The sequence below is a fragment of the Mesorhizobium mediterraneum genome (assembly GCF_002284565.1).
In the GTDB taxonomy this organism is placed as follows: domain Bacteria; phylum Pseudomonadota; class Alphaproteobacteria; order Rhizobiales; family Rhizobiaceae; genus Mesorhizobium; species Mesorhizobium mediterraneum.
On record NZ_NPKI01000026.1, the window covers coordinates 221,503 to 243,701 of the forward strand.

A 22,199-nucleotide genomic window follows, 5' to 3' on the forward strand; every position below is an offset into this window, starting at 1 on the left:
TCCATGCTACCCGCCGAGCCGGAAGTACTTTGCAGTCGCGGAGAACTCAGATCGGTTAGTCTCGATCTCTTCGAGAATCTTGGGCAACAGCAGCGTGGCTGGTGTTGGCGCGGAGAACGCCGCAGCCTGGATATCCTGTGGACCGGTGATGACCATTATGATCTGCGGCACGACCTTGCCGGCCGCCTTGTCGGCTGCGCCGAGATCGATCGGAATGTTGAAGGTGGCCTTGTCCGCTTGCGCCAAGATACGATCGTCGAGGCTGAATGCCATGCCCCTGTGGTCGATCAGCAGCACGCTGGAAATGAGGCCGCCATGCGTCATCAGCGTGCCGCCGATCGGCGACCCGCTCGGCACCGTCGTTCGATCGAGAACAAGCTGCGGCTTGTCAGCCGGCATCTGGTCCAGAAAGTGCAGAAAGTTGGTGACTTCGCATTGGGCCGGTTCAATGAGGCGGACGCTGATGTCCGGTTCGACATGGAATCTTGCTTGGAAATCGGACAACATTCGTTCGAATGGCTGGACCCCTGTGCCAAACCCTTCGATCGCGGCGGTGGTCTCGGTTGCCGATGTCAACGTCGCATAGAAACAGTCGCCGCCGTTGAAGTTACGCACCCAGGAGACCCGTTGCGCCATCGCATCGACGGGAGGGACCGGCGGAGCTTCCGGTTTGGGCAAATTCAAGGCGACGGCGGCGTCGCCCGGCGGCTTGCCTGCCCGCGGTTCGGCCTGCTGCGCCGGTGCATTCGCGGCTTCCGTCTCGCTTCCAGTGGGTTCTGGCCGTTGCGCGGCCTTGGACTCTGCCGGCGGGCTGGCCGGTTGCTCGGGCTTCCGGCTCTCCATCACCTCGGGCTGGACCGCTGGGGGCGGCGAGGCTTTCTCGGCCGGCGGCACTGGCACGACCTCGGCGAGCGGCGGGGCCACTTGCTGGCTGTCGCTGATCGCGGTATCCGGCCGAATTGCCGGCGGTGGCTTTTCGAGTGTCGTTTGTGCATCGTCTATCGACGGCTCCGGGGTTTCCTCGGTTGGCGAGAGGACTTCGGCAGGCCGTGCCGGCTCCAACTTTTGCGTCGCGGCATCTGCCTGGTTTTCAGCTGGCGACAGTGCCTCGGCTGCCGCCGCTTCCTCGGATGCCGACGGCTCCGGGGGTTCCTCGGTTGGTGAGAGGACTTCGGCGGGCCGTGTCGGCTCCAACTTTTGATCCGCCGCGGCGCCTGCCTGACTTTCAGCTGGCGGAGCAGTGGCTTCCGTTTGTGACTGCTCAGACGGAACTGCCTTTGCCGGCTCATCGCCCAGCGAATTTGCAGCACTGTCCGTCGGGGCCGGTTTTGATACTTTTGGAGACAAAAGCGATGTATCGTCGGCGGTCGGCGTGGAAGGCGTCATCAAGCCGGTCAGATAGATGCCTGCACCGGACGCGACAGCTAGTGACGCCAAGGCAGCGATCGCGATCGATCGGGTCTTGGCGGACTTTGCAGGGACCTTTGGCAAAACCGCCCGAGGAGGACCGGCAACTGCCGAAGGCCTCGGTTCGGACAGATGCGCCGGTCGGACATGTGGAACGAAGACCCGCTCGCCGGGAGCCGCTGGAGGCTGACTGTGGACGTTGGGGCCAGGCGCGGCGGTCCCCCCCGTTCGCGGCAAACCCGTCCGGTCGCGCGGTGTGATCGACGTTGGCGGTGTTGTCTCCTCGTCCGTATCGTCACGTGTGACCCTGGCGATGTCCGCCATGCTGATCGGCCGGTCTTGTGGATCCGGCTGCAGCATGGCTTCAACAATTCCACGAAAATCCCCGTCGATGTCGGATAGGTCCGGAACGGTTCGGCGTTTTTCCACGATCTCGAACTGGGAGCCGCCCATGTCGATCGGTTTGCCGCGCAGAGCAGCGGCCAGCACCAACCCCAGGCTGTAGATGTCGGATTGCTCGCTGACGTCGCCGCTGTACAACCCGAGTTGTTCGGGAGAAACGTAGTTGTACTTTCCCGCGAACTTTCCGCCGATCAGGGTCTCTCCGCCGACGGTCGCCGACCGCGCGATGCCAAAATCGATGATCTTTGCGCGTTCGACCCGGCCTCCTGGCAGGATGATGTTATCCGGGGAGAGGTCGCGGTGTATTGCTCCCGCCTGGTGCACGGCGCTCAGGCCGGAAGCGAGGCGATGGCAGAGCTTGCGCACGTCTTCCGTCGGCATCGGGCCATGTCGCATGATATCGAACAGCGACTGGCCGTCGACGAATTCCATGGCAAGATAGGGGCGACCAATACCGGGGTCGATGGTGAAGACGTGATATCGCACGACCGCGTCGTGCGACAGGTGATTGAGGATCGACGCTTCCTTACGGAACAGCGACAGGATCGTCTGATCACGGGCGAACTCGGGCAAGACGATCTTGATCGCGACGTGGTCCCCGGTCTGGATGTTATGGCCACGGTAGACTTCGCCCATGCCACCGAATGCGATCCGCTCGTCTAGTTCATAGATCCCGCTGAGTTGCGTGCCTACGGCGGTGTTGGCCACGTTAGGCGATATCCGCGTCTTGTCGTCGGCGCTCATCTGCCTCAACCTACCGCTCTGGAAGGATCGGGACGAGCCTCATGGCGCCCGTCTCCGATCTTCACGAGTACGATGGTGACATTGTCGGTTCCCCCGCGCGCCAGCACCGTTTGTAGCAGGTTTTCGCATGCCGCCTGCGGTGTCGCGGACACCGCAGCCGCCTCGATCTCGGCGTCTGTGACATGCGCTGTCAGCCCGTCGGTGCTCAACACAAATATGTCCCCCGGCATGATTTCGCCTTGCTGGAAATCGATGACGATCTCGTCGCTGACACCGACTGCATGCGTGATCACATTGCGGCGCGGCCAGGTGAGCGCTTCGGCTGCGCTGATCATGCCTCTGTCGAGAAGTTCCTGAACCTCGGTGTGGTCCTTCGAAATCTGGGAGATCGAGGCGTTGCGGATCAGATAGACGCGGCTGTCGCCCGCCCACAGGCAGGCAAACCGCCCATCCATCGCCAGCAGGGCGGCGACAGTGGAGCCAATGGTTATTCCGCGGGATTCCGATATCCTGCGGATTTCCGCGTTGGCGCGGCTCAGCCTATCCTCGAAGCGCGCGCGAAGATCCGGTGCAGAGCTTGCAATGCCGATCGTTGCCAGATGATCGACGATGCTGGCCGAGGCGACTTCCCCGGCATCATGTCCACCCATTCCATCGGCCACCACCCAAAGGCCAGTTTCCGGCTCGACCAGATAGCTGTCTTCATTGAGCTCACGGACACAGCCTCTGTGGCTAACGCCGAAGCTTTCAAAGGGAAGGGCGACATTGTTCAATTTGCCACCAAGCGCTTCTCAAGCGTCCTCTGCGGCGCACTGTCAGGCGCTCGCTCGCGCCAGTTTGCCACAGGCTCGAACATTAAAATATCGAAATCAACGTCCGCGCGTCTGTTGCCGATGGGCAGCCTAACCGTATTGGAAAGCTCAAAGGTCATCTCAAAACGCCTTTGGACAGCTGAACCCAGAAAGCGCGGCAAGGAAGAGAGGGTTGGGGTCCGAATTGGTCTGGATCGTATAGGCGACATCACGTCCGCCGATCACGAAGCGGGCTTCCACGTTGCCGCCTGTGCTGGTGATATCAGCCTTGTCCAGCAGACGCTTCAGCGCCCACGGACCATCGAACTTGATCGCGGACTCACGGCCCGGCATTTCCGGCATGAGGCTCAGGCTCGCGGACGCGGAAGCCATGCCGCTCGGCCAGGTCACCGTGCTTGGCGCGTTGCCCGCCTGGTTGCTTTGGACAATCTGGCCATCGACGTCGAGGACCGCCGTATCGGCATCGCCATGCAGTGAAAACGGCGTAAAGGTGACGCTGACCGAGGGCACCGAGCCACCTGAAGGAAAGAAGGCGTTGCGGATTTCCGCGGCCAGCTGGAAGTTTTTCAAGGTCGACTTCGACAGGTCGCGCCCAAAGCGCGCATCCTGTTTCCAGCTCCAGTCCTGGCCGGTCATGTCGATTAGCGATGCGAGATTCTGTGCAAAGAACCGGTCCATCAGCCCGCCTGGAGCGAACAGTTTCGCGAAATCCGCCATCGCAATATCCTCCGGGCCATTGCCGGCGAAAGGATAACGGCCCGCAACCACCTCCTCGCAAGTGCGCGTGACCGTCTGGTCGAGCATCTGGTTCAAATTCGCTAAGGAGGTCTCTGCGACATTGCCGTCAAACTCGTCGGCGGTCGCGGTGACCATTCGGGCGAGTTGCTTGGGCAGACGCGAGACGTTGGCGCGAAGGGTTGATATCTGCAGCTGTAGATTCATGTTGACGCGTTCCGTTTGCGAAGGGACGTCGGCCGCCAGTTGCAGGCTCTGATAGATATCGCGGAAATTCTGGGTCAACGCATCGATTGGGCGGCGTCCAGCCGGACCGTTCACCAAAGCCTGGAATGATCTGAATTGCGCTTCGATATTCGCCCCAGGGTTTTGCGCGCTAGCAGACCCTGTACCGGCCCGGCTTTGCGATTTGCCGATGGCGATTTGAATGCCGATGCGGGCTAATCCCCTGGCGACATCTGCAGCGTTCTGCGTCTGGTTTTGAAACGCGTCGGCTTCGGCCTCGGAGCCAAGGCCTTCGCTGGAACCAGCTTCTCGCGTCAGAGCTGTTTCGTCGGCGATCGCTGTAAAAAGCTGGTCGATTGGCGAGGTCGGTGACGCGGCGGCGGAGAGCGCGATATAGTGCGGCTTGTCCTTCAGCATCGCCTTGAACTTCAACTTATCGAGAACGCCGTTCCATGCCGCGGCGAACTCCCTTCCATAGCGCTCGAGAAGTTCGGGACCGAGCTTGAGCAACTCCTGATCGATGCCGCCTTGCTCGCCGCCGCCGCCGAGAACCCACTGGTCGTCGACCAGCATCTGAGCAATGCGCGAGAGTTGTCCGAGATAGAAGTTGTTGAAACCGCCATAGGTGTAGATACCGGGAACGCGAAGGCCTGACAGATCGCCACCATCGACACGCTCGAACAGCAGCTGCGCTTCCGGGCCGCCTTTCACGGAGACGGAAAAATCGTCCAGCGCTGCCGCGTATACCGCCGACTTGACCAAGGCTGAGGCACGATCGGCAAGGCTCATGCGTCCGAGCGAGCGTTGAGCGGATTCGACAAGTGGCTGGTTGAGTTCGAAAACCGGATCATAGGCGTCATCCAACGCAAGCATGGCGCGCAGATGCTTTTCGAGTTGCGCCCGTCCCGCGCGGTTGTTTTCGCCCGGATACCGGTTCTGCTCCCAATCCTGCCTCATCCAGGACACGATCAACTCGTCGTCGATCTTCGGCGCCTTGCCGCCAAGCATCAGGTAGATCTTCAGCGGTTCGTAGAGTGCGGCGGGATCAGCCATCTTGGCCTGGATCGTCCGTTCGGCCTGAAGCAGCAGGCGCGAGCGGAACATGCGCTCCAGCGCTTGCCGGTAAGCTGTTTTTGATGCCGAAAGAACTCTTTCCCGCTGACTGAGGCCGAACGTTTCCTCGATCGGTGTCGGCAATTCACTGGTGCCGAACCCAGCCGGCAGATCGCGCAACTGGTCGAGCGGGCCAATGACGTTTTCGAGGTCGACATCGGCGACCGTCGTGCTTTTGAGTAGCGGGTCTGCCGTCTCGCGATACTGGCTTATAGCTTGTGCGGTAGAGGCGATCAGCGATCTGTTGACCGTAAAGCTCAAGGCTAAGGTGCCCAGAGCCGCTGCCGCGATCAATGTTATTGCGCCTAGGCCGCCATATCTGGCGATCGCTGCACGCCTTTCGGCCGACTTGTCGTATGAAACCCACCCGGATTCCGCGAAAATGACGCCGGTCAGAAGATCATGCAAAAAGAAGCTTTTGCCCGTGCCGGAAAGATGGGCGCGAGAAGCGCTGCCGAAACTGCGACCGATTGCGCCCAGCACCTGGTCGATCGGCGTACCCTCCTGCGTGCCTGACGAAAAATAGAGTCCACGCAGGCTGACGTTCACCTGGCTGCGGGCCGGATCGAATATGGTTGCAATGAAACTGGCAATACGGCCCTTCAGCGCGCCAAACTGGGCTGGAAAGCCAAAGATGGATATGCGTGCGACCGGATCGGCCTCTTCCTGCAGGCGGTCGGCCATTTCCTCCGCCAGGCGTTTTGCCAATGCGTCGAATTCGGCCGGTGCCTCACCGACCATGTTCTTGCTGCGATCGGCAGTCTGGAATGTCGCGCCCCATACTTTGCGGCGGCGCTGCTCGTCGAAACCGCCAAAATAATCCATGAAACCGGAGACAAGGTCGGCCTTGGTGAAGAGCAGGTACACCGGGAACTGGATTTTCAGTGTTTCGTGAATTTCGCGCAGACGGCTGCGTATCTCAACGACATGGACACCAAGCTGCTGATCATCGAGGCTCATGAGATCGGCAAGGCTGATGGCCAGAACAACGCCGTTTATCGGTTGCCTGGCGCGGTATCTCTTGAGCACCGACAAGAAGGCGAGCCAGCTCTTCTTGTCGCACTGCGCGTTGGAATCCTGCGTCGTGTAGCGTCCGGCGGTGTCGATCAGCACCGCCTGGTCGGTGAACCACCAGTCGCAGGATCGCGTGCCGCCAACGCCGGCGACCGGCTGGGCGTCCCCCGAACCGGCAAGCGGAAAATTCAGACCCGAATTGACCAACGCCGTTGTTTTGCCGGCACCAGGCGGGCCGATGACGACGTACCAGGGGACCTCATAGAGGAAATTGCGCTTGCCGCTCGACCGCTTGAGCGCAGCGATGGCCTCATTCATACGAGCCTCGAGCACCTGTGAATCGTCATCCTTGTCGTCGTTGCGGGCAACTATAGTCTCGATCGCTTTTTGCGCCTTTCGCATTTGCCAGAAACGAAATCCATAGAAGAGCGTCACGGTCGCAACGATCACGCCGATGATCGTCACGCGCAGCCAGACGGGTGCCAGCGGGCGGGTATCGGCAAAGCGGATCAAGGGGCCGGCAAACCAGACGGCTGCCGCGAAACCGGCCGACGCGATGACGCTGAATATCCGCAGCAGCCAACGCGTCATGGGCGCTTCCAAATGGCCGTGCTCACAATGTCTCCTCCTTGGGGATCATCACATCGACGCGGAGATTCTGGGCGCGGCCTTCCGGCGTCGCATTGTCGGCGATCGGCTCGTCCTCACCCTTGCCCTCGACCGTGATCCGCGAAGGCTTGCTGAACCTCGGCGCCATCATCGCTTCGACAGCCTTCGCCCGGGCGACCGAAAGGTCGAAGTTGGATTTGAATGCGCTCGATTTTCGCGGCTTCACATTGTCCGTATGGCCGACGATCCTGATCGGTCCGGGCTCGGGTTCCAGCGCGGCGGCGATGTCTGCGGCAATCGGCTGAAACTCCGGGTTTATCTCGGCCCTGCCGGACTGGAACAACAGGACGTTGTTGATCTCCACCACAATGAACATACCCTGCGTGCCGACGGCCAGCCCACCGCGTGCGATATCCTTGGCCAGTGCGGCACGGATGCGATCGATCTGGTTGGTGGCGGCGGGCTGGGTAACTTTCATCGGCTCAGCCAACGGCACCACGCTGGCGCGTTCGATGGCGATCGGCGTCGATGGATTGAGCGCCAGCAACCCGCCGGCAAGGGCGTCGCCCTCGTTGGTGATGAGGACCCGCAAAGCGAAGAATGTCGCTGTCAGCAGCGCCGACGCTGCGGCCGCAATGACCCAGAGCGGCAACCGGGCCGACGACTGTACGCTTGACACCGCCAAGCTCTGCCAGTGGGGCGAGATGTCTTCGTCGGCGCGCGCCCTGAAATAGCGAAGCGTTTCGTATACGTCGCGTCGAACGCGCTCGAGATTAGTGTCCTCGCGTGCGAGGCCCCGATACTGGCCTTCGAACCCAAGCGACAGGCAGGCATGCATCAATTCAAGCAGGTCGTAGTGTGCCTCCGGCGCGGCCAATATCTTGTTCAGTGCTTCGTAGAAGCCCGCGCCGGTGGGCTCGACGTGAAAGAACTGCGACAGCATGCTGTGCTGCGCCCAGGCGTCTCGCTTGGGCCAAGGCAGGTTGCCGATGAGATCGTCAGCGGTTTCGCAAAGGGCAAATTTTGCGATCCTGGCGTCTTCTTCGGGAACACCAGCTTTCTGCATTGTCCGGTCGAATTTTTCGATCGCCTCAGCGACATGTTCCGCTAGTTGTTCCGCCTGTCTTTCGACGGGCATGAGCCTGAGCTGGCCGAACAGCATCAGCAAAGGCGCCGCCGCGGCGAGGATCGGGTTCGGTGCTGAATATCTGACGCCATCCGTGGCATTCAGCAGGATTTCCTGCTGGATGGCTGGCTTCGGCGTCGCCGCAAAGGAACCGCTTCCGGTCGCTGCGCCGGGATCTGCACCCTGATAAATCACGGTTCCGGATGTCCAGCCCGGCGGCGTGTGCTGACCGACACCCGGATCGAAAACCGTTGAATCCTTAGCCCGCGAAGGACCGGGCTGCCTGCTATCAGGAACAGGCCCTTGAGGAGTTGGCGCTGATTTTTCAGCGGGGCGCGGTGCGCGAATGACGGTCTTGCCCGCTGGGCCGAACGGATCGTCCTTCGAGCTCATCGCCAAACGTCCGTCCACACCTGGTTGCTGCGTGTGCGCCAGAACCGGGTAAAACGGTCCCTGGTCAGGCACAGGAAATGCAGGCGCTGCTGATGAGGGCAGTGTCTGGAGGAAGGTCGGCTACAAAATTCTATCCCGCCGTAACATGACATTTGCCGCAGACCCCCGGGTCAATCAGCCTTACCCGCTGGCGAACTGTCGTATGTGATCGTAATCTCAGAAGCTGTCGATTGGAACAGGATGCAGTGCTGCGAAAGGATTTTTCTTCCGCCAGCGGCAGCGCCGTGTCCTTTGAAACCGCAAAGGACGCTCTAATATTTTCCAGTTGGCATGTGGTCCGTTCCGCAACTGAAGATCAGCACAGCAAAACCGATCCGGCTTCCGGGAATGCGCCAGGTTCAGTCTTCTCAGCCTATTTTTGCTTGGCGGCTTTGGCATAGGCTTCGCTGAAATAAGCCAGGAATATGTCCAGCATTCCGTTTTCGTGTGTTTCTTCCATGGTCCGCCATTTGGCGACAAAGGCGTCCCAAGCCAAGCTCTTCTTCGAAGTGAATGACGCTGGCGGAAGTTTCTTGCCGATCGCCTCGGGCGACAGGTCGTCAAGCAGCCGGGAGAGCGCAGCTTGCATGGCTGCGTAGGTAGCAAATTCATGCGTCTTGAGATCGCGGAATGCGTCTTCGATACTGTGCCTGGCATCAAGATAGCCGGCTCTGCGTCGTGCAAACATGATTTCAAGGATGTCGTCGGTTCCCGGGACGAACTTCAAGGGATTGTTATCGGCAGCGCTGATCATCGTCCGATGTGTGCTCTTGGCCAGTATTTTCGCAGCCGCACGTGCCTTCAGCAACAAGGCCAGTTCCTCGACAACCGTCCGCAGCACCGCGCCGATTTCGGCAGCGACTTCATGCGGATCACGCGATTGGAGCAATTCCGCAGAGATGCCAGCTCCGATCGCGATTTCCCGCAGCACCTCGTCCCTCGTCGAAGGGAGAGGCGCGGGCGGCGAAGACGTCGACACCGGTGCTCGGTGCTCTACCGGATTGAAGAAGGGCTCGCCTCCGAAGTCCAGCGGCCGACCTGACGTGATCGGCATTTCTCGTTGCGTCGAACCGTGCCTGCTTTGAGGATGACCCTCCGTGGTGCGCTCGTCGTCAATCGATACCAAGATGACGTAGCGGCCGATCAGCAACCGGTCTCCATGGTCAAGCCGATGCGGGCCGGCCATGCGATGGGTCGACCCGTTTATGAAGGTTCCATTGCGCGAGACATCGTGCAGCCGAAACGCGCCTGCCTCGTATCGAACGTCGCAGTGTCGGCCGGAGATGAACTTGTCGGGATCGGGCAAGGTCCAGTCGCAGGCCTCGCGCCCGATTTCGAAGCTGCGATCACGAGCTGAGTAGCCGGTCGAAATACCGGCCGGCAGGGAATCGGCATTGTTGATCTGCAGCCTGATGAACATTCAAAAATCGCCGTCGATCGCCTGTCGGGACACTCACCCAGGACTTCCATTATACCAGCAAAATCACGAGCGCGGCGTTACGAAGCTTTCAAGTCGATGATTCGAGAGGTGACACGCCGCAGCCACCGGTCCGGTCCCCTTTGGTCGCTGGAAGACATGTGCTAGGCTCAAGCAGAAACGAGCGGCGGGAGGGGCAAGACCCATGCCGGACGAACGCGCCACGGTTGTGCAGACGCCGCTTGGCGCTGACCTGTTGACCTTCACGCATCTTGTCGGGCGCGATGAGATCAGTCGTTGTTTGGCCTATACGGTCGGGTTCGTGAGCAGCAGCCCCGATATCGATCCGCTGAAGATGCTGGGCGGTGCCGTATCGATCGAAGGTGAATCCGATCCGAAACGCTGGTTCAGCGGGCTTGTGTCCGAGTTTCGGCTCACCCGGATCGAGGACCGCCTAGCGTACTACGAAGCAGCCATCAGGCCCTGGCTCTGGTTTCTCGGCAATACGACCGACTGCCGCATTTTTCAGAACATGAGCGTCATCGAAATCGTCGAAGAGGTTTTCTCGAAATACAGCACGGCGAAATTCGAGAAACGCCTGCAGGGTTCTTATCCGCCGCGCGAGTACTGCGTGCAGTACGACGAGACCGATCTCGATTTCGTGCAGCGGCTGCTGGAGCACGAAGGCATCCTGTATTTTTTCGAGCATGACGAGGGCAAGCACACGCTTGTGCTGGCCGATGCCGTGACCAAGCTGAAGCCGGCGCCGGGCTATGAGAAGGTGCCATATCACTTCGAAGGGCAGGGCTCCCGGCGCGATGTCGAATACATCACCGAATGGATTCCAGGCAGTTCGGTGCGGCCGGGCGCCTATGTCCACACCGACTATGATTTCAAGAAGCCGGGCGCCGACCTCATGGCCAAGTCGGCCCAGCCGTTCGGCCACAAGCTGGCCGCGGGCGAGAACTACCGCCAGCCGGGGGCGCATCTTGAAGTCGGTCGCGGCGACAGCCTCGCCGCGATCCGGCGCGAGGAGATCCAGGCCGTGCACCAGCGCATTGCCGCTGTCGGCACCGTGCGCGGGTTGTATTCGGGCTGCACATTCAAGCTGGACGGCTTCCCAAGAGAAGACCAGAACCAGGAATATCTGGTGGTCAGCGCCGAATACAGGCTGTTCGATCCCGGCTACAGAGCTCTTGCCGACGTCGAAAGCGAGAACTTCAAGGTGATCCTCGGCGTGGCGCCGACCGCCTTGGCCTATCGCCCGCCACGGATCACGCCACGACCGATCATGCGCGGCCCACAGACGGCGACGGTGGTCGGTCCATCAGGCGAGGAGATATTCACCGACAAATATGCCCGGGTGAAGGTCCAGTTCCACTGGGACCGTCTGGGCAAGAAGGATCAGAACAGCTCCTGTTTCGTGCGGGTCTCGCAGACCTGGGCCGGCAGCGGCTGGGGTTTCATCCAGATACCGCGCATCGGCCAGGAGGTCATTGTCGATTTCATTGAAGGCGATCCGGATCTGCCGATCATCACCGGCCGGGTCTACAATGCCTCGCAGATGCCGCCCTACGGACTGCCGGGCAGCGCTACGCAATCCGGCTGGAAATCCGACTCTTCGAAAGGCGGCGGCGGTTACAACGAGCTGATGTTCGAGGATAAGGCCGGCTCCGAACTGGTCAATTTCCAGGCACAGAAGGACCACAACCTTCTGATCAAGAACGACCGCACCAAGCTGGTGCAACACGACCAGTCCGACCGCATCGACCACGACGCCAAGCACTCAGTCGGCCACAACCTCGACGAGGACGTCGGCAACAACAAGACGGTCAAGGTCGGCGTCGACCAGACCACGGATATCGGCAACAACGACACCGAGACGGTAGGCGTGAACCGTTCGCTGACCGTCGGATCGAACGAGACGATCGGTATCGGGTCGAACTCGACTGAGACGATCGGGTCCAATCACACACAGACTGTCGGGTTAGTCCAGACGATCACAGTAGGCGCGGCGCGTGTCGATTCAGTGGGTGCAGCGGAAACCCGAAGCGTTGGAGCCGTCCAGACCAATCAGATCGGCGCATCGCGGTCGATGACGGTGGGGGCCGGACAGACTCACACGATCGGAGCGGCGGACAACTGGACAATCGCCGCCGCCCAGAGTGTTCAGATCGGCACGGACCAGAGTTTCGCCATCGGCGGAGCGCAGTCGTCGCAGATCGGCAAAGCCAGGTCAGCAAAGATCGGCGCTGACGACGCAACCGATGTCGGAGGCGGGCATGCGCTCAAGATCGGCAAGGGCAGCGGAATCCAAATCGCCGAAGACAGTTCGATCAAGGTCGGCAAGAATCTGGTGATCGAGGCGGGCGACTCGATCACGCTCAAATGCGGCGACGCGTCGATCACTATGAAAAAGGATGGCACCATTGTTGCCGACGGCAAGGACATTACCATCAAGGGCAGCGGCAAGATTAATATCAAGGCCGGTGGCGACGTGGTCGTCAAGGGAAGCAACATCCACAACAATTGAGGGCGTCATCATGGAAGTGCTGGATCGTATCGACGGCGTCGTGATCGGCCTGCTGATCGGTTTCGAAGACGGCGCGCCGCTGGTTGTCTTCGTCGGTAATCCGCGCGAGACCGCGATTGCGGCGCGCAGTCTGGCGGAGCTGGACGTCTCGGCGGTCGGTTCGGAACTGGCTCTCCTGTTCGAGGATGGTGATCCGACGCGGCCGCTGGTCGTCGGACGCATCGTCGATCCGCCTCACAAGGAGAGGAAATTGTCAGTTGTCCGCGAAGGCGATCGCGTCGTCATCACCGGAGAAGAACGTATAGAACTGCGCTGCGGCCTGGCATCGATCATCCTGGAGAAGGATGGGCGCATCACAATTCGCGGCAACCAGCTAACGAGCCACGCCAGCGGCACCAACCGCATCCGTGGCGGAGCCATCCATCTCAACTGAGGCGTTCACGATGCAGCGGATCGCGTCTATCGCTGCCATGGTGGACCAGCACGCCAGCGACGCGGCCTTCCTCTGGTTTCGTCGCCGCCGTGAAATCGATGGTCCGATCCTGGGCGAAACCGATATCGGCCGCATCGACCAGCGCCTGAATGCAAATCTCGAAGGGCTGATGGCTTCCGGAAAGGCCGGCTGGGAGGCGGCCCAGGCGCATTTCGCCGATTATGCCGAGCCCGGCGAGCTTTTCGTGCTCGGCGTGCTGGCGTTGCGCTGGGGCGAGGCCGAAGCCGTTGCCTCGGCGGTCGACGCCGCGGCGACGCTGGGCGAGGTTGGCGTGTCGGGCCTGTCCGGCGCGATAGCGCGCACGCCGCGCGAAAATCTGAGTCCGTTGGTGGCGGAATGGCTGGACGCGCGCGATGCGCGGCTGCGCGGCCTCGGCCTCGCGGCACTCTGGCATCATCGCGTCGATCCCGGTGCCCGCCTCGGCGATTTGCTGAGCAATCCGGACCCGGATGTTCGCAGGCGTGCGTTTCGGCTTGCCGGCGGGCTCAAACGGCGCGACCTCCTTCCGGCGGTGCTGGACGGACTTGACGGCGACACGTCGAGGGAACGCCTGACGGCGGCCCTTGCTGCTTGCCTTCTTGGCGAAACGCGCTCGGCCAACCCGGTGCTCGACCGGATCGTGCTAGCCGAGCCCGATCTGGCCGCCGCGGCGATCGAGTTGCGCCTGCTGACGACGCCCTTGAAGACCGGCAAGGCGTGGCTGCAGGAACGTCTGAAGCAGCCTGCCTTGCGCGCCACCGCGACAGCGGCAATCGGCCTCTTTGGCGACCGGTCGGTCATGCCCTGGCTGATCGCCAAGATGCGGGAACCCGACCTCGTATTCGCTGCCGGACTTGCGCTTCGCGATCTGTTCGAGGTGGATTTCAACGACTTCGACCTGTTCACGACGGACCCGTCCTTGCTGGGTAAGGACTTCGAATCCCTCAACGAAACACCGCTTCCGGTCGCGGATCGCGTAGCGGAATGGTGGGACGAGGGGCGCGGCGGGCGCAATCATGCACTCTTCCACTCGATGCGCAGACTTCGGCTGGATGCGTTGCGCGCAGCACTCGCCGAGCCGGACGCGCCGCTGACCGATTGGCGCAGGACGCGCCGGTTCCCGGCCTGGATGTGAACGAACAACGTTTTGAGTTCAGCGGCGGGTCATGCCGGCCATCACCGCGGCGGCGCGCAGGCCGCCTTCGGAAGCCACCTCGCAGATGGCGGTCGGCCCCGGCGCATAGTCGTTCACAAAACTGTCAGCCGCCAGCATCAGGGCCATCGCCCCTCCGGCAGCGCCGATATCGCCGATCGTCATCGCCGGATAGGCGGTGGGCAGGATTTCACGGCGGGTGCGGTAGAAGCGGGGACGGGCGATCAGCAGTTCCCAGCCGCTGTACCGCTCGCCGTTGCCGTTGCTGACGACGAAATTGATGTTTGGTTCCGATGGTCCCGATCCCCTCACCGCATCGCGCAAGGCGCCGAGCATGGCGCGGCCCTGGCTATAGCGGTCCGAAAGCACGCTGTCAGTCTCCTGGGCTGTCCCGACGCTATGAATGGCAGCCACCACCGCAGCCTTTCCTTCCGGCTCCCGCGTCAGCCGAACGAAAGCGGCGGCCTCGCCAGGCACGAGACCTTGCGCGTTTTCCGCACCTTTGAGGCGACCGGCTTTGCCAAGTCGGGAAAGATCGGTTTCGTTGACGAGGCTGTCTACTCCGCCAAGCAGGACCTGTCCGACGTCTGGCTGCTCCAGCAGTTCCACCGCTCGATCGAGAAGGCCGACGCTTGCCGCCGCGCCACCATCGATCGCACGCGAGGCGGCGTGGAAGCGATTGCCGGTCGCCTTGATCACGGCCGCAAGAAAGCCGGATGGCGGGATATCGTTGTATGCCGGATGATTGCGGAAGCTTTCGGGTGGGGCAAGCAGGATCGCCGTAGCCGCCGGGCCGGCCATACTTGTTCGCAACGCCTCGACAATGGCGCGCGACGCCATATTGACGAGCCATGCGCCGTCGGTGGCGCGCAATTGCCAATGGACAGGGATGCGCGCAACGATCTGGATGGCGCCCATGGGATCGATGAGGTCAATTTCCTCGAAAGCCGACAAGCTTGCCCGGATCGCCGCCAAGGTCTGGCTCGCGTCAAGCCCGGCTGCGGTCACCGCACCTGCGCCTGTTATGTAGAGCGGACGCTTCATGGCAGGAATACCGGCTGGTCATGTAACGTGCCGTCGGTGCCGAGTGGGTTAAGATATTGCTTGCGCTTAAAGTGGGCGCTCAACAGGACGGGCGACACATGGCCGAAGACTATTTCGCGCAACTGCGGAGCATTGCGCCGGGTCACGAAAGAAAGGCGGGCCTTCAGGGTGAGACGTCTCAAGTCCGGCTCGATGATGAGCGTATCGGGCTGGAGAATGGCTTCTTCAACGCGATCTGCAAAAATGAGACGCAGCGGCGCAACAATGCGTGGCAGCCGGAAGTCCCAACGGCCGGACGGCGTCATGCCGATCACCGTCACCTGCTCGCCACCGACAAGGCGCGGCACCTGCTGGTCGGCTGGCGCACACATGTTGAAACGCGGGTCGAAATCCTTCGGCGGCAACGGCCACTGCGTTTCGATCCAGGCCTGATCGTAGGTGCCTGCATAGCCGATTCGCGGCTGCCAGCCGCGACCAAGCGCGCCAAAGCCAGCCGGCTTCGGCCGGTCGGAAGGGTTGAGAAAGGGCTCGCCTGGATAAGTGATGTTGGGCGCCTGAGTGCGCACCTGCGTATCGGCCGACGGCGCATGGTGGAAACCGACGCCGACCGGGTTGCGCGGATCGGCGTTGCCATCCGCCGTGGTGCCGCCATAGGCGCGCTCATAGACGATCGGCATGGTGAGGAACGGGTTCGGCGCGCTGTAGCTACCCATGTCATACGTGCGATCGCCGACGACGTTGAGCGCCTTGCGCATACCGCCCACACGAAGGCCAACCTGCATTTCACGAATCGGCTTGCCATTTGGAGCGTAAGCCGTGCCGTTGACGATGATCTCCGAAGCCGGCTTGAGCGGCACGATATCGGATTCATAACGGGTCGAAGACAGAGCTGGATTGCCGAAGGGGGTGTCGCCAAAGATGACTGGCAACTGCTCGCCGGATGGCTCGAGGTCGCTGCCTTCCTTCGGTGCATGAAAACTGGCGGAAAACATCGCCACCAGCACCTCCTGCCCGTCGGAGTTGACCTGCACATGGGTCGCTGCGGAAAATGGCGTGCGGTTCTCCAGCCATACAGCAAAGGCCATGGCTCAGGACCAATCGCCGTTTTCGTCGAGACCGACCGGCCAGTAGGGCATGCAGGCGATCAGCTGGACCAGTTCCTTCTCACCAGCGTCGACGAGCCACTTCAGCAGAAACGTCTCAGGATAGACCGGTTTGCCGGGCACGAAATCGGTGTTGATCTTGTCGCAGGCCAACCAATACAACCTTACGATCCACACCACTTTGGGATGGGCGGCGGGCCCGGCCCAACGCCGGTTGAACGAGACGGCGATCGCGTCGTCGCGGTCCATGCCTTTCTTGACCTGCGCGTTGACGGTGTCCTCCCACCATTTTTCGGCGATGCCGCAAGCAGTGGTGAGGTCAGCAACATAGTCGCCGAAAACCTCCTGGTGTTCGGCCGACGCCTCTTCCAGAGTGCTGCGGCGGATATCGTCGCGCCGCGGCTTGATGTCGCCTGGCTGTGCCAGCAGTCGGGCAATGCCGTCTTCGGTGCTGCGGAGTGTAATCAGGGTCATCAGCAGCTCTCGTCGTTCTGGTCGAGGCCAATGGGAACAAAAACCAGACCGAAGACCAGCAACTCAAGGTCCGGCGCCTTCTCAGTCATATCATAGATCAGGCGATCGATCTCGCGTTCCACGCGCGGCGCCTCGTCGTCGTCCTCGGCACCCCACATCTCTTCCCACGGTTTCGGCGGCCGTTCCTCGAATTCGTCCTCGGCCTCCAGGTTCAATTCCTCGATCTCGAAATAATAGCTGCGAAAAACCTCTATGACGCTCGGATGTCCGGAAGGGCCTGTCGGCCAGCGTCTGGTGGCTTCATCAAGGCCGAGCTTTTCGACCAGACCGCTCCACCAGTGCTGCACCACCGGCTGCACTACCCGCATGTCTCGAATGTAGTTCTTTTGAAGCTTGTCGATCTTATTCGCCATGCCGCACCTATGCCGCTGCCTTGAATTGCGCACGCAGTTTCTTTGCGTACTCGTCTACCTGTGACCCCTGGCTCTTGTAATGCGCTTTACAATGCGACTTCACCACATCGTCCTTCTCGAAACGCTTGCGAAACTTCTCGGCACCCATGTGGCAACCACCCATCTCCCAAGCAACGGCCAAAGGTGGCTGATGGTCGTGGGTCATATGACCCTTGCCCCTCGAATGCTTGGTGCCGTGCTTCCTGACCTTCTTCAGCTTGACGAAAAGCTTGCCCCTCAGCCAGCCGCCAGCGCCCTTCGATTCATCGCTCTGGGTGCGCCATGCCGCTTCGGTCTCGCCGTGATCCCGCTCGCATTCCCAACACGGTTTGTCCTTGACCTCCTTGACTTGCGCCGGCGAAGGATCCCGTTTTGGCCGATGGACGCTCGCCTTATATTTGCTTTTGCAGGGCTTGCCGTAGTTCTCGCCCAACTCAGCCTCGAAATCGACCATGGCCTGCCCATCGATGCAGTTGGGCAGATCGCTCGCCGTGTTCTGAGCCATCATGTCGCCGTGACGGTCGACCCCCTTGCCTTCTGCCTTGACCGTGAACGACCACAGTTTGAAGACACCCTTGCCCTTGATGCGATGGGTGACCACGCCGGCGCCCAGTCCCGGCGTGGCCGCTTCGTTGCCCGTACTCAGCGCCACTTCGGAAGAGTTCTCCAGCGCCGTCGGTGTTCCCTGCACCTTGACGCTCTTGCTGCCTTTGATGAGATCGCTGGCAGAAAGCATGTTGACATATGGAACCGGCACCGGTCCCGCCGGCGGCGGCGGCGGGCTGAGGCAGACGTCGCCCGGCGCGACGCCCTTGCCGCCGCTTGCCTGGTGGAAGAAGCCCATCTTTTCGGCGTAGACCGTGTTACCCATGGCTCAGGACTCCGCCGTCTCCGGCCGTGCCGCGCGCATCGCGGGCAGGGCATTTTGAGCAAGGTCGTGGATGTCGGCGAAGCCGAACTCCCTGACCTCCCAGTCGTCGCTCCAGAATGCGATCTTGTCGGTCGCGGCGGCGGCGCCCGGAGGTGGCAAAATCTGAAGGCTTTCGGCCAGCCGGGTCTGCGCCCAGTAGTTGTCGACGCAATTCTGAAGAAGCGAGGCCACGGCATCGTACCACGGGTCGCCCGGCTCCGGCGGGGGCCCAAGCCGGACGATGGCGAACGGATAACGGCGGCCGACGCGGTCCTCGCTCATGCGCCAGACACCGGCGCAGGGCTGGTCACCGAAAATCCCGGCCTGGACAATAAAGCGCCAAGCGCGCGGGTCGAGGTCGCCTTCATCGGGTCGCACGCGCAATTCCATCGACATCCACCGATCCCAGCGGTCGATGAAGGTCCGCGGCAGGTTCCAAGCGACGAAATCTCCAGTCGCCGGAATCTTGCCGAAAAATCCGGTGATCATATCTGTGGCGGACATGAGAACTTCTTGAACATCTCCAGATTGTAAGGATTTTCGACGCTGGCGGCCTTGAGCTCGAAATCCGCGTACATGCCTTGCGTGCCCAATCGCAGGCTGTAGACATCGGACAGTGAGGTGCCGGTGAAACGGCCGCTGCGCAGCATCCTCAGCCAAGCCCAGCTGCCGGTCTCGTTGAGCATGATTTCGGGTGAGCCGTCGATCGGCTGGAAGGCGAGGGAAATGACGCCGGTGCCGTCCTTGCCGGGCCAGGTCATCGGCTGCGGTCGCGTCGCGTTGTTGTAATAGACGAGGTTCTGGCCATCGAGATTGAGCGTCACGCGCGTGACGTTGGGAGACAGGTCCTTGGGTTCGAGCGTGAAGCTCATCACCGGGCCCGTACCGCCCGGAAAGAGATCGTCGCGGATACGCCTGGCCTGTTCGAATGCCGCCAGAGCCGCCGGGTCCAGGCCGAAGTCGGCGCGCCATTTCCATGGCTGGCTGGCGGTGTCGACATAGCTGATCAAATGGTCGTTGATGAAGGTGTCGATCATCCCGGCCGGCCCGAACAGGCGGGCGAAATCGCGGACATTGACGTCGACCGCGCTTTCGGGGCTGAACGGATAGCGGTCGTTCAGCGCCGCCTGGCAGAACGGCAGGATGTCGGCGCGCCAGATGGCGTTAAGCTCCGAGGTGACCGCCTTCTGTGTCAGGCCGCTGGTGTCGCCGGCGATGCCGCCGAGCCAGTCGTCGACTGGATCGGGCAGGATCTGCGCTTGCCTGGCGACCGCTCCCGTCAGCTCGGCGAGGCCGCCCTGTTTCTTGATGGCGTCCTGAGGGTCGGGATTGGCCGTGACCGTCTGCAGCACGTTCGAAAGTGCGGTCAGCGCCACCACCGCGGCGTCGAGTGCCGGCGGCTGGCCGTCGACCTCGGCGATCGCGCCCTTGAGCGGCTTGAAGTGTTCGGCCACGAGATTGCCGGTAAGATCCACCTCGTCTGCGGAGCCTGCGCGTGGCAGCAGTTTTGCGCCTGTCTTGGCCAGTTTGCCAAGCTTGCCGAGTTTGCTGAGCAGTTTCGAGCCGCCCTTTGCTGCTGCCTTGTTATCGGCCGGCGCTTCATCGGATCGGGTAAGCTCGGTCTCCTGAACGACCGCCGTAAGCAGGCGCTTCAGCGCAGAGTCAGCACTCGAAAGGTCCTTGAGGTTCTCGCTGGCGACATTCAGGTCGGCCAATGGCGCGAGCCTGATATCGCGCAGGATGCTGTCCCATTGTGCGATGTAGTCTTCGTAGTAGAGTTTTAGAATATCCTCGGACAGCGCCGAGACCGAGGTTTCGGAATTTTCCGAACAGCCGCCGGCAAAGACCGCCCGATCGAGTGCGGCCTGGGCGGCGACATCCTCGATCCGGTCGAGAATGGCATCGTGGAAGCCGGAATAGGTGAACGCGCCTGAAATGCCGACGCGCAGCGTCTTGTCGGAACGCCGTGCAAAGACCTTGGCGCCGTTGGGACCGGCGAAATTCGCCGGGATCCATTCCTTGAGGCCGGCCACCGCCGGATCGGCCAGCAACTGTCTGTAGCCACGCGCCGGCAGCGAAATCGTGCAGACGGTTTTCAGCGCCTCGGCAACCAGCGCCTGATCCGCGGCGATGTAGCTGTCATCGACCGCCATGCGGCGGATCGCGGCAAGCTGGTGCTCTTCCGCGTCGGCGGTCGGAAAGGGCGCTGCCGGTGCGAATTCCGGCAAATCACTGACCCACCAGTTCTGGACGAAATCGGCATCCATCTGCGACAGGCCCGTCATCATGCGATAGGTTTTCAGCGCCCCCAGCATGAAATCCGGATCGCGGATCTGCCGCCACATAGTCGCCTCGAGCAAAGCGACCATGTGCGGCTCGAGAACATTGCGCAGTGCGTGGTCGTAAGTGTCGGTCTGCGCCCGCAGCAGCTCCGCCGATGCCGATGGTCCCAGTAGATCCTGGGCACTGCTCGGCGGTGCCGTTCGGGCATTTGCGACCTCGGCCATCGCGTTGAGCGCGCCATCGATAGCGGGCTGCTCCACCGATGCCGGGCTCGCGGCTGCTGCGGTCAATGGCGCCTGCAGCGCTTCGAACTGGCTCGCCTGTGCTGTGATCGCATTGCGGTTGTCATAGTAGGACCAGGTGAACATCGCACCGGCCAACAAGGCGGCGGCGGCACAGGCTGCCGCGGCGCCGCGCCAGATCCAGGCGCGGCGGCGCTGCGCCAGCGGATCGAACGTCCCCAGGCCGGCCTCCCTGAAGATGACCTCGGTCAGCAGGTTCTTCAGGAAAAAACTGCGTTTTTCAACGCGCGGCGCCGGCATGGCACGCCGCGGCGGAAGACCGAAGGATGAAGACAGTGCCGCGGTCAGCCGGTCGATGGGCGCCCCTTCCTGGGTCGCCGACGTCAGATAGAGGCCGCGCAGCCAGGCGGCTTCTTCGTACCGGCTTTCGCCGAACATCGCCTCGATCAGCACCTGGATAGGCTCGGACAGGCTTGTGAGCTGGGCGGGAAATCTGAAAATCTCGGCGCGGGCAGCGAGTTTGTCCTCATCCTCCAGGCGTGGCACCAGCCGCCGCTCGAGTTCCGTGGCAAGGGTGGCGATTTCCCGCTCTATGGTCTTTGCGTCGACACGCGCATCCAGTGCGAAGGTCGTCCCCCACACCTGCTCGCGCGAGGCCGTCGACAGGCCGCCGAAGAAGGCCTCGAAACCCTTGATCAGATCGGCCTTGGTCAGCATCAGATAGACCGGGAGGCGGATTTCGAGCCGGTCGTTGAGCTCTGCCAAGCGCCGACGGATCTTGCGGCCATGTGCCTTGATGGCTTCGTCGCCCTCTGAAAGCGCGTCGATCGACAGCGCGACGATCACGCCGTTCAGCGCCCGGCGGCCGCGATGCTTTTTCAAGAGGTCGAGGAAGCCTAGCCATTCCGCCGCATCGACGTCCGGCCGGCTCTCCTGCTGCACGTAGCGGCCCGCCGTGTCGATCAGAACTGCGTTCTCAGAGAAAAACCAGTCGCAGTTGCGCGTGCCGCCAACCCCCTGCAGGTCGTCGGTGAGATCGATCGGAAAGTTCAGACCGGACTGGCGCAAAGCCGTGGTCTTGCCGGTGGCCGGTGGCCCAACGATCACGTACCAAGGCATCTCGCGCAGGAACTTGCGTCCGCCCAGCCTGCGACGCTTCAATTCGGCCATCACCTCGGCGAACTTGGCGCCGACTGCGGCGACGTTCTCTTCGCCGGGGCTCAGCGGTTTTTCCACCACGGGCGCAGCGATTTCGGCGACGAACATGCGGTTGGCTCGGATCGCCCGGCGCTGCGCGACGATCAGCCAGATCAGCCAGAAGATGACCAGCAGCGCAATGATGACGATGCGCACATTTTCCGAGGCGAAGGGTCCGTAAGCACCAACCTTCACGATCGGGCCGAACACCCAGATAACCAGGGAAAGCAGCGTGATGCCGATCAGCGTCCACAGCCAGCGCGATGTCAGAACCGCCCAGAGGAAGCGCAGGATGAACAT

At 61.8% G+C, this 22,199-nt stretch carries 16 protein-coding genes and 1 pseudogene; 3 read left to right on the top strand and 14 right to left on the bottom strand.

From position 1 onward, the window contains the following. Positions 1 to 6: 6 nt before the first annotated feature. The 7 genes and pseudogenes from CIT25_RS21005 to CIT25_RS38270 all read right to left on the bottom strand — a co-directional run. Entirely contained in the window at positions 7 to 2,553 is a 2,547-nt protein-coding gene (locus tag CIT25_RS21005; RefSeq protein ID WP_095486411.1) for a serine/threonine-protein kinase, read from the bottom strand. 5 nt (positions 2,554 to 2,558) lie between these two features. Beyond that, entirely contained in the window at positions 2,559 to 3,326 is a 768-nt protein-coding gene (locus tag CIT25_RS21010; protein ID WP_095486412.1) for a PP2C family protein-serine/threonine phosphatase, read from the bottom strand. Continuing rightward, positions 3,323 to 3,484: a hypothetical protein gene (locus CIT25_RS36385; protein WP_158302617.1), complete on the bottom strand. Its 162-nt coding sequence runs from the start codon at positions 3,482 to 3,484 to the stop codon at positions 3,323 to 3,325. Before CIT25_RS36385 ends, CIT25_RS21010 begins: the two co-directional genes overlap by 4 nt. A 1-nt stretch (position 3,485) precedes the next feature. Further along, on the bottom strand, positions 3,486 to 7,043 hold the full coding sequence (gene tssM, locus CIT25_RS21015; protein WP_095486413.1) for a type VI secretion system membrane subunit TssM: 3,558 nt from the start codon (positions 7,041 to 7,043) through the stop codon (positions 3,486 to 3,488). Between the two features lie 22 nt (positions 7,044 to 7,065). Next, positions 7,066 to 8,580, bottom strand: coding sequence for a type VI secretion system protein TssL, long form (gene tssL / locus CIT25_RS21020; protein ID WP_095486414.1), 1,515 nt, complete (start codon positions 8,578 to 8,580; stop codon positions 7,066 to 7,068). Positions 8,581 to 8,992: 412 nt separating this feature from the next. Further along, a complete protein-coding gene (gene tagH / locus CIT25_RS21025; RefSeq protein WP_342587108.1) occupies positions 8,993 to 9,769 on the bottom strand; it encodes a type VI secretion system-associated FHA domain protein TagH in 777 nt (258 codons plus the stop codon). Beyond that, positions 9,770 to 10,039: pseudogene (locus tag CIT25_RS38270) on the bottom strand (FHA domain-containing protein); the annotation flags it as partial. 202 nt (positions 10,040 to 10,241) lie between these two features. On the opposite strand from CIT25_RS38270, the gene CIT25_RS21030 reads away from it, so the two are divergent. Genes CIT25_RS21030 through CIT25_RS21040 form a run of 3 tightly spaced genes read left to right on the top strand, consistent with a single transcriptional unit; the run spans position 10,242 to position 14,176 of the window. Then, entirely contained in the window at positions 10,242 to 12,569 is a 2,328-nt protein-coding gene (locus CIT25_RS21030; protein WP_095486416.1) for a type VI secretion system tip protein TssI/VgrG, read from the top strand. A gap of 7 nt (positions 12,570 to 12,576) precedes the next feature. After that, positions 12,577 to 13,002, top strand: coding sequence for a DUF6484 domain-containing protein (locus CIT25_RS21035; protein ID WP_095486612.1), 426 nt, complete (start codon positions 12,577 to 12,579; stop codon positions 13,000 to 13,002). 10 nt (positions 13,003 to 13,012) lie between these two features. Continuing rightward, on the top strand, positions 13,013 to 14,176 hold the full coding sequence (locus CIT25_RS21040) for a hypothetical protein (RefSeq protein WP_095486417.1): 1,164 nt from the start codon (positions 13,013 to 13,015) through the stop codon (positions 14,174 to 14,176). Between the two features lie 18 nt (positions 14,177 to 14,194). On the opposite strand, the gene CIT25_RS21045 is transcribed toward CIT25_RS21040, so the two are convergent. The 7 genes from CIT25_RS21045 to tssM (CIT25_RS21075) are packed head-to-tail and all read right to left on the bottom strand — an operon-like array spanning position 14,195 to position 22,199. Further along, complete coding sequence (locus CIT25_RS21045; protein ID WP_095486418.1) at positions 14,195 to 15,238, bottom strand: hypothetical protein; 1,044 nt, start codon at positions 15,236 to 15,238, stop codon at positions 14,195 to 14,197. Further along, positions 15,235 to 16,323, bottom strand: coding sequence for a DUF2169 family type VI secretion system accessory protein (locus CIT25_RS21050; RefSeq protein ID WP_095486419.1), 1,089 nt, complete (start codon positions 16,321 to 16,323; stop codon positions 15,235 to 15,237). Before CIT25_RS21050 ends, CIT25_RS21045 begins: the two co-directional genes overlap by 4 nt. A gap of 3 nt (positions 16,324 to 16,326) precedes the next feature. Beyond that, positions 16,327 to 16,815, bottom strand: coding sequence for a hypothetical protein (locus CIT25_RS21055; RefSeq protein ID WP_095486420.1), 489 nt, complete (start codon positions 16,813 to 16,815; stop codon positions 16,327 to 16,329). Continuing rightward, positions 16,815 to 17,228: a hypothetical protein gene (locus CIT25_RS21060; protein WP_095486421.1), complete on the bottom strand. Its 414-nt coding sequence runs from the start codon at positions 17,226 to 17,228 to the stop codon at positions 16,815 to 16,817. The genes CIT25_RS21055 and CIT25_RS21060 overlap by 1 nt, the downstream gene beginning before the upstream one ends. A gap of 7 nt (positions 17,229 to 17,235) precedes the next feature. Next, complete coding sequence (locus CIT25_RS21065; RefSeq protein WP_095486422.1) at positions 17,236 to 18,138, bottom strand: DUF4150 domain-containing protein; 903 nt, start codon at positions 18,136 to 18,138, stop codon at positions 17,236 to 17,238. 3 nt (positions 18,139 to 18,141) lie between these two features. Next, positions 18,142 to 18,681, bottom strand: a complete 540-nt coding sequence (gene tagF, locus CIT25_RS21070; RefSeq protein ID WP_095486423.1) for a type VI secretion system-associated protein TagF — start codon at positions 18,679 to 18,681, stop codon at positions 18,142 to 18,144. Further along, the gene (gene tssM, locus CIT25_RS21075; protein ID WP_095486424.1) at positions 18,663 to 22,199 is read right to left on the bottom strand and encodes a type VI secretion system membrane subunit TssM; all 3,537 of its coding nucleotides are present in this window, start codon (positions 22,197 to 22,199) and stop codon (positions 18,663 to 18,665) included. The genes tagF and tssM (CIT25_RS21075) overlap by 19 nt, the downstream gene beginning before the upstream one ends.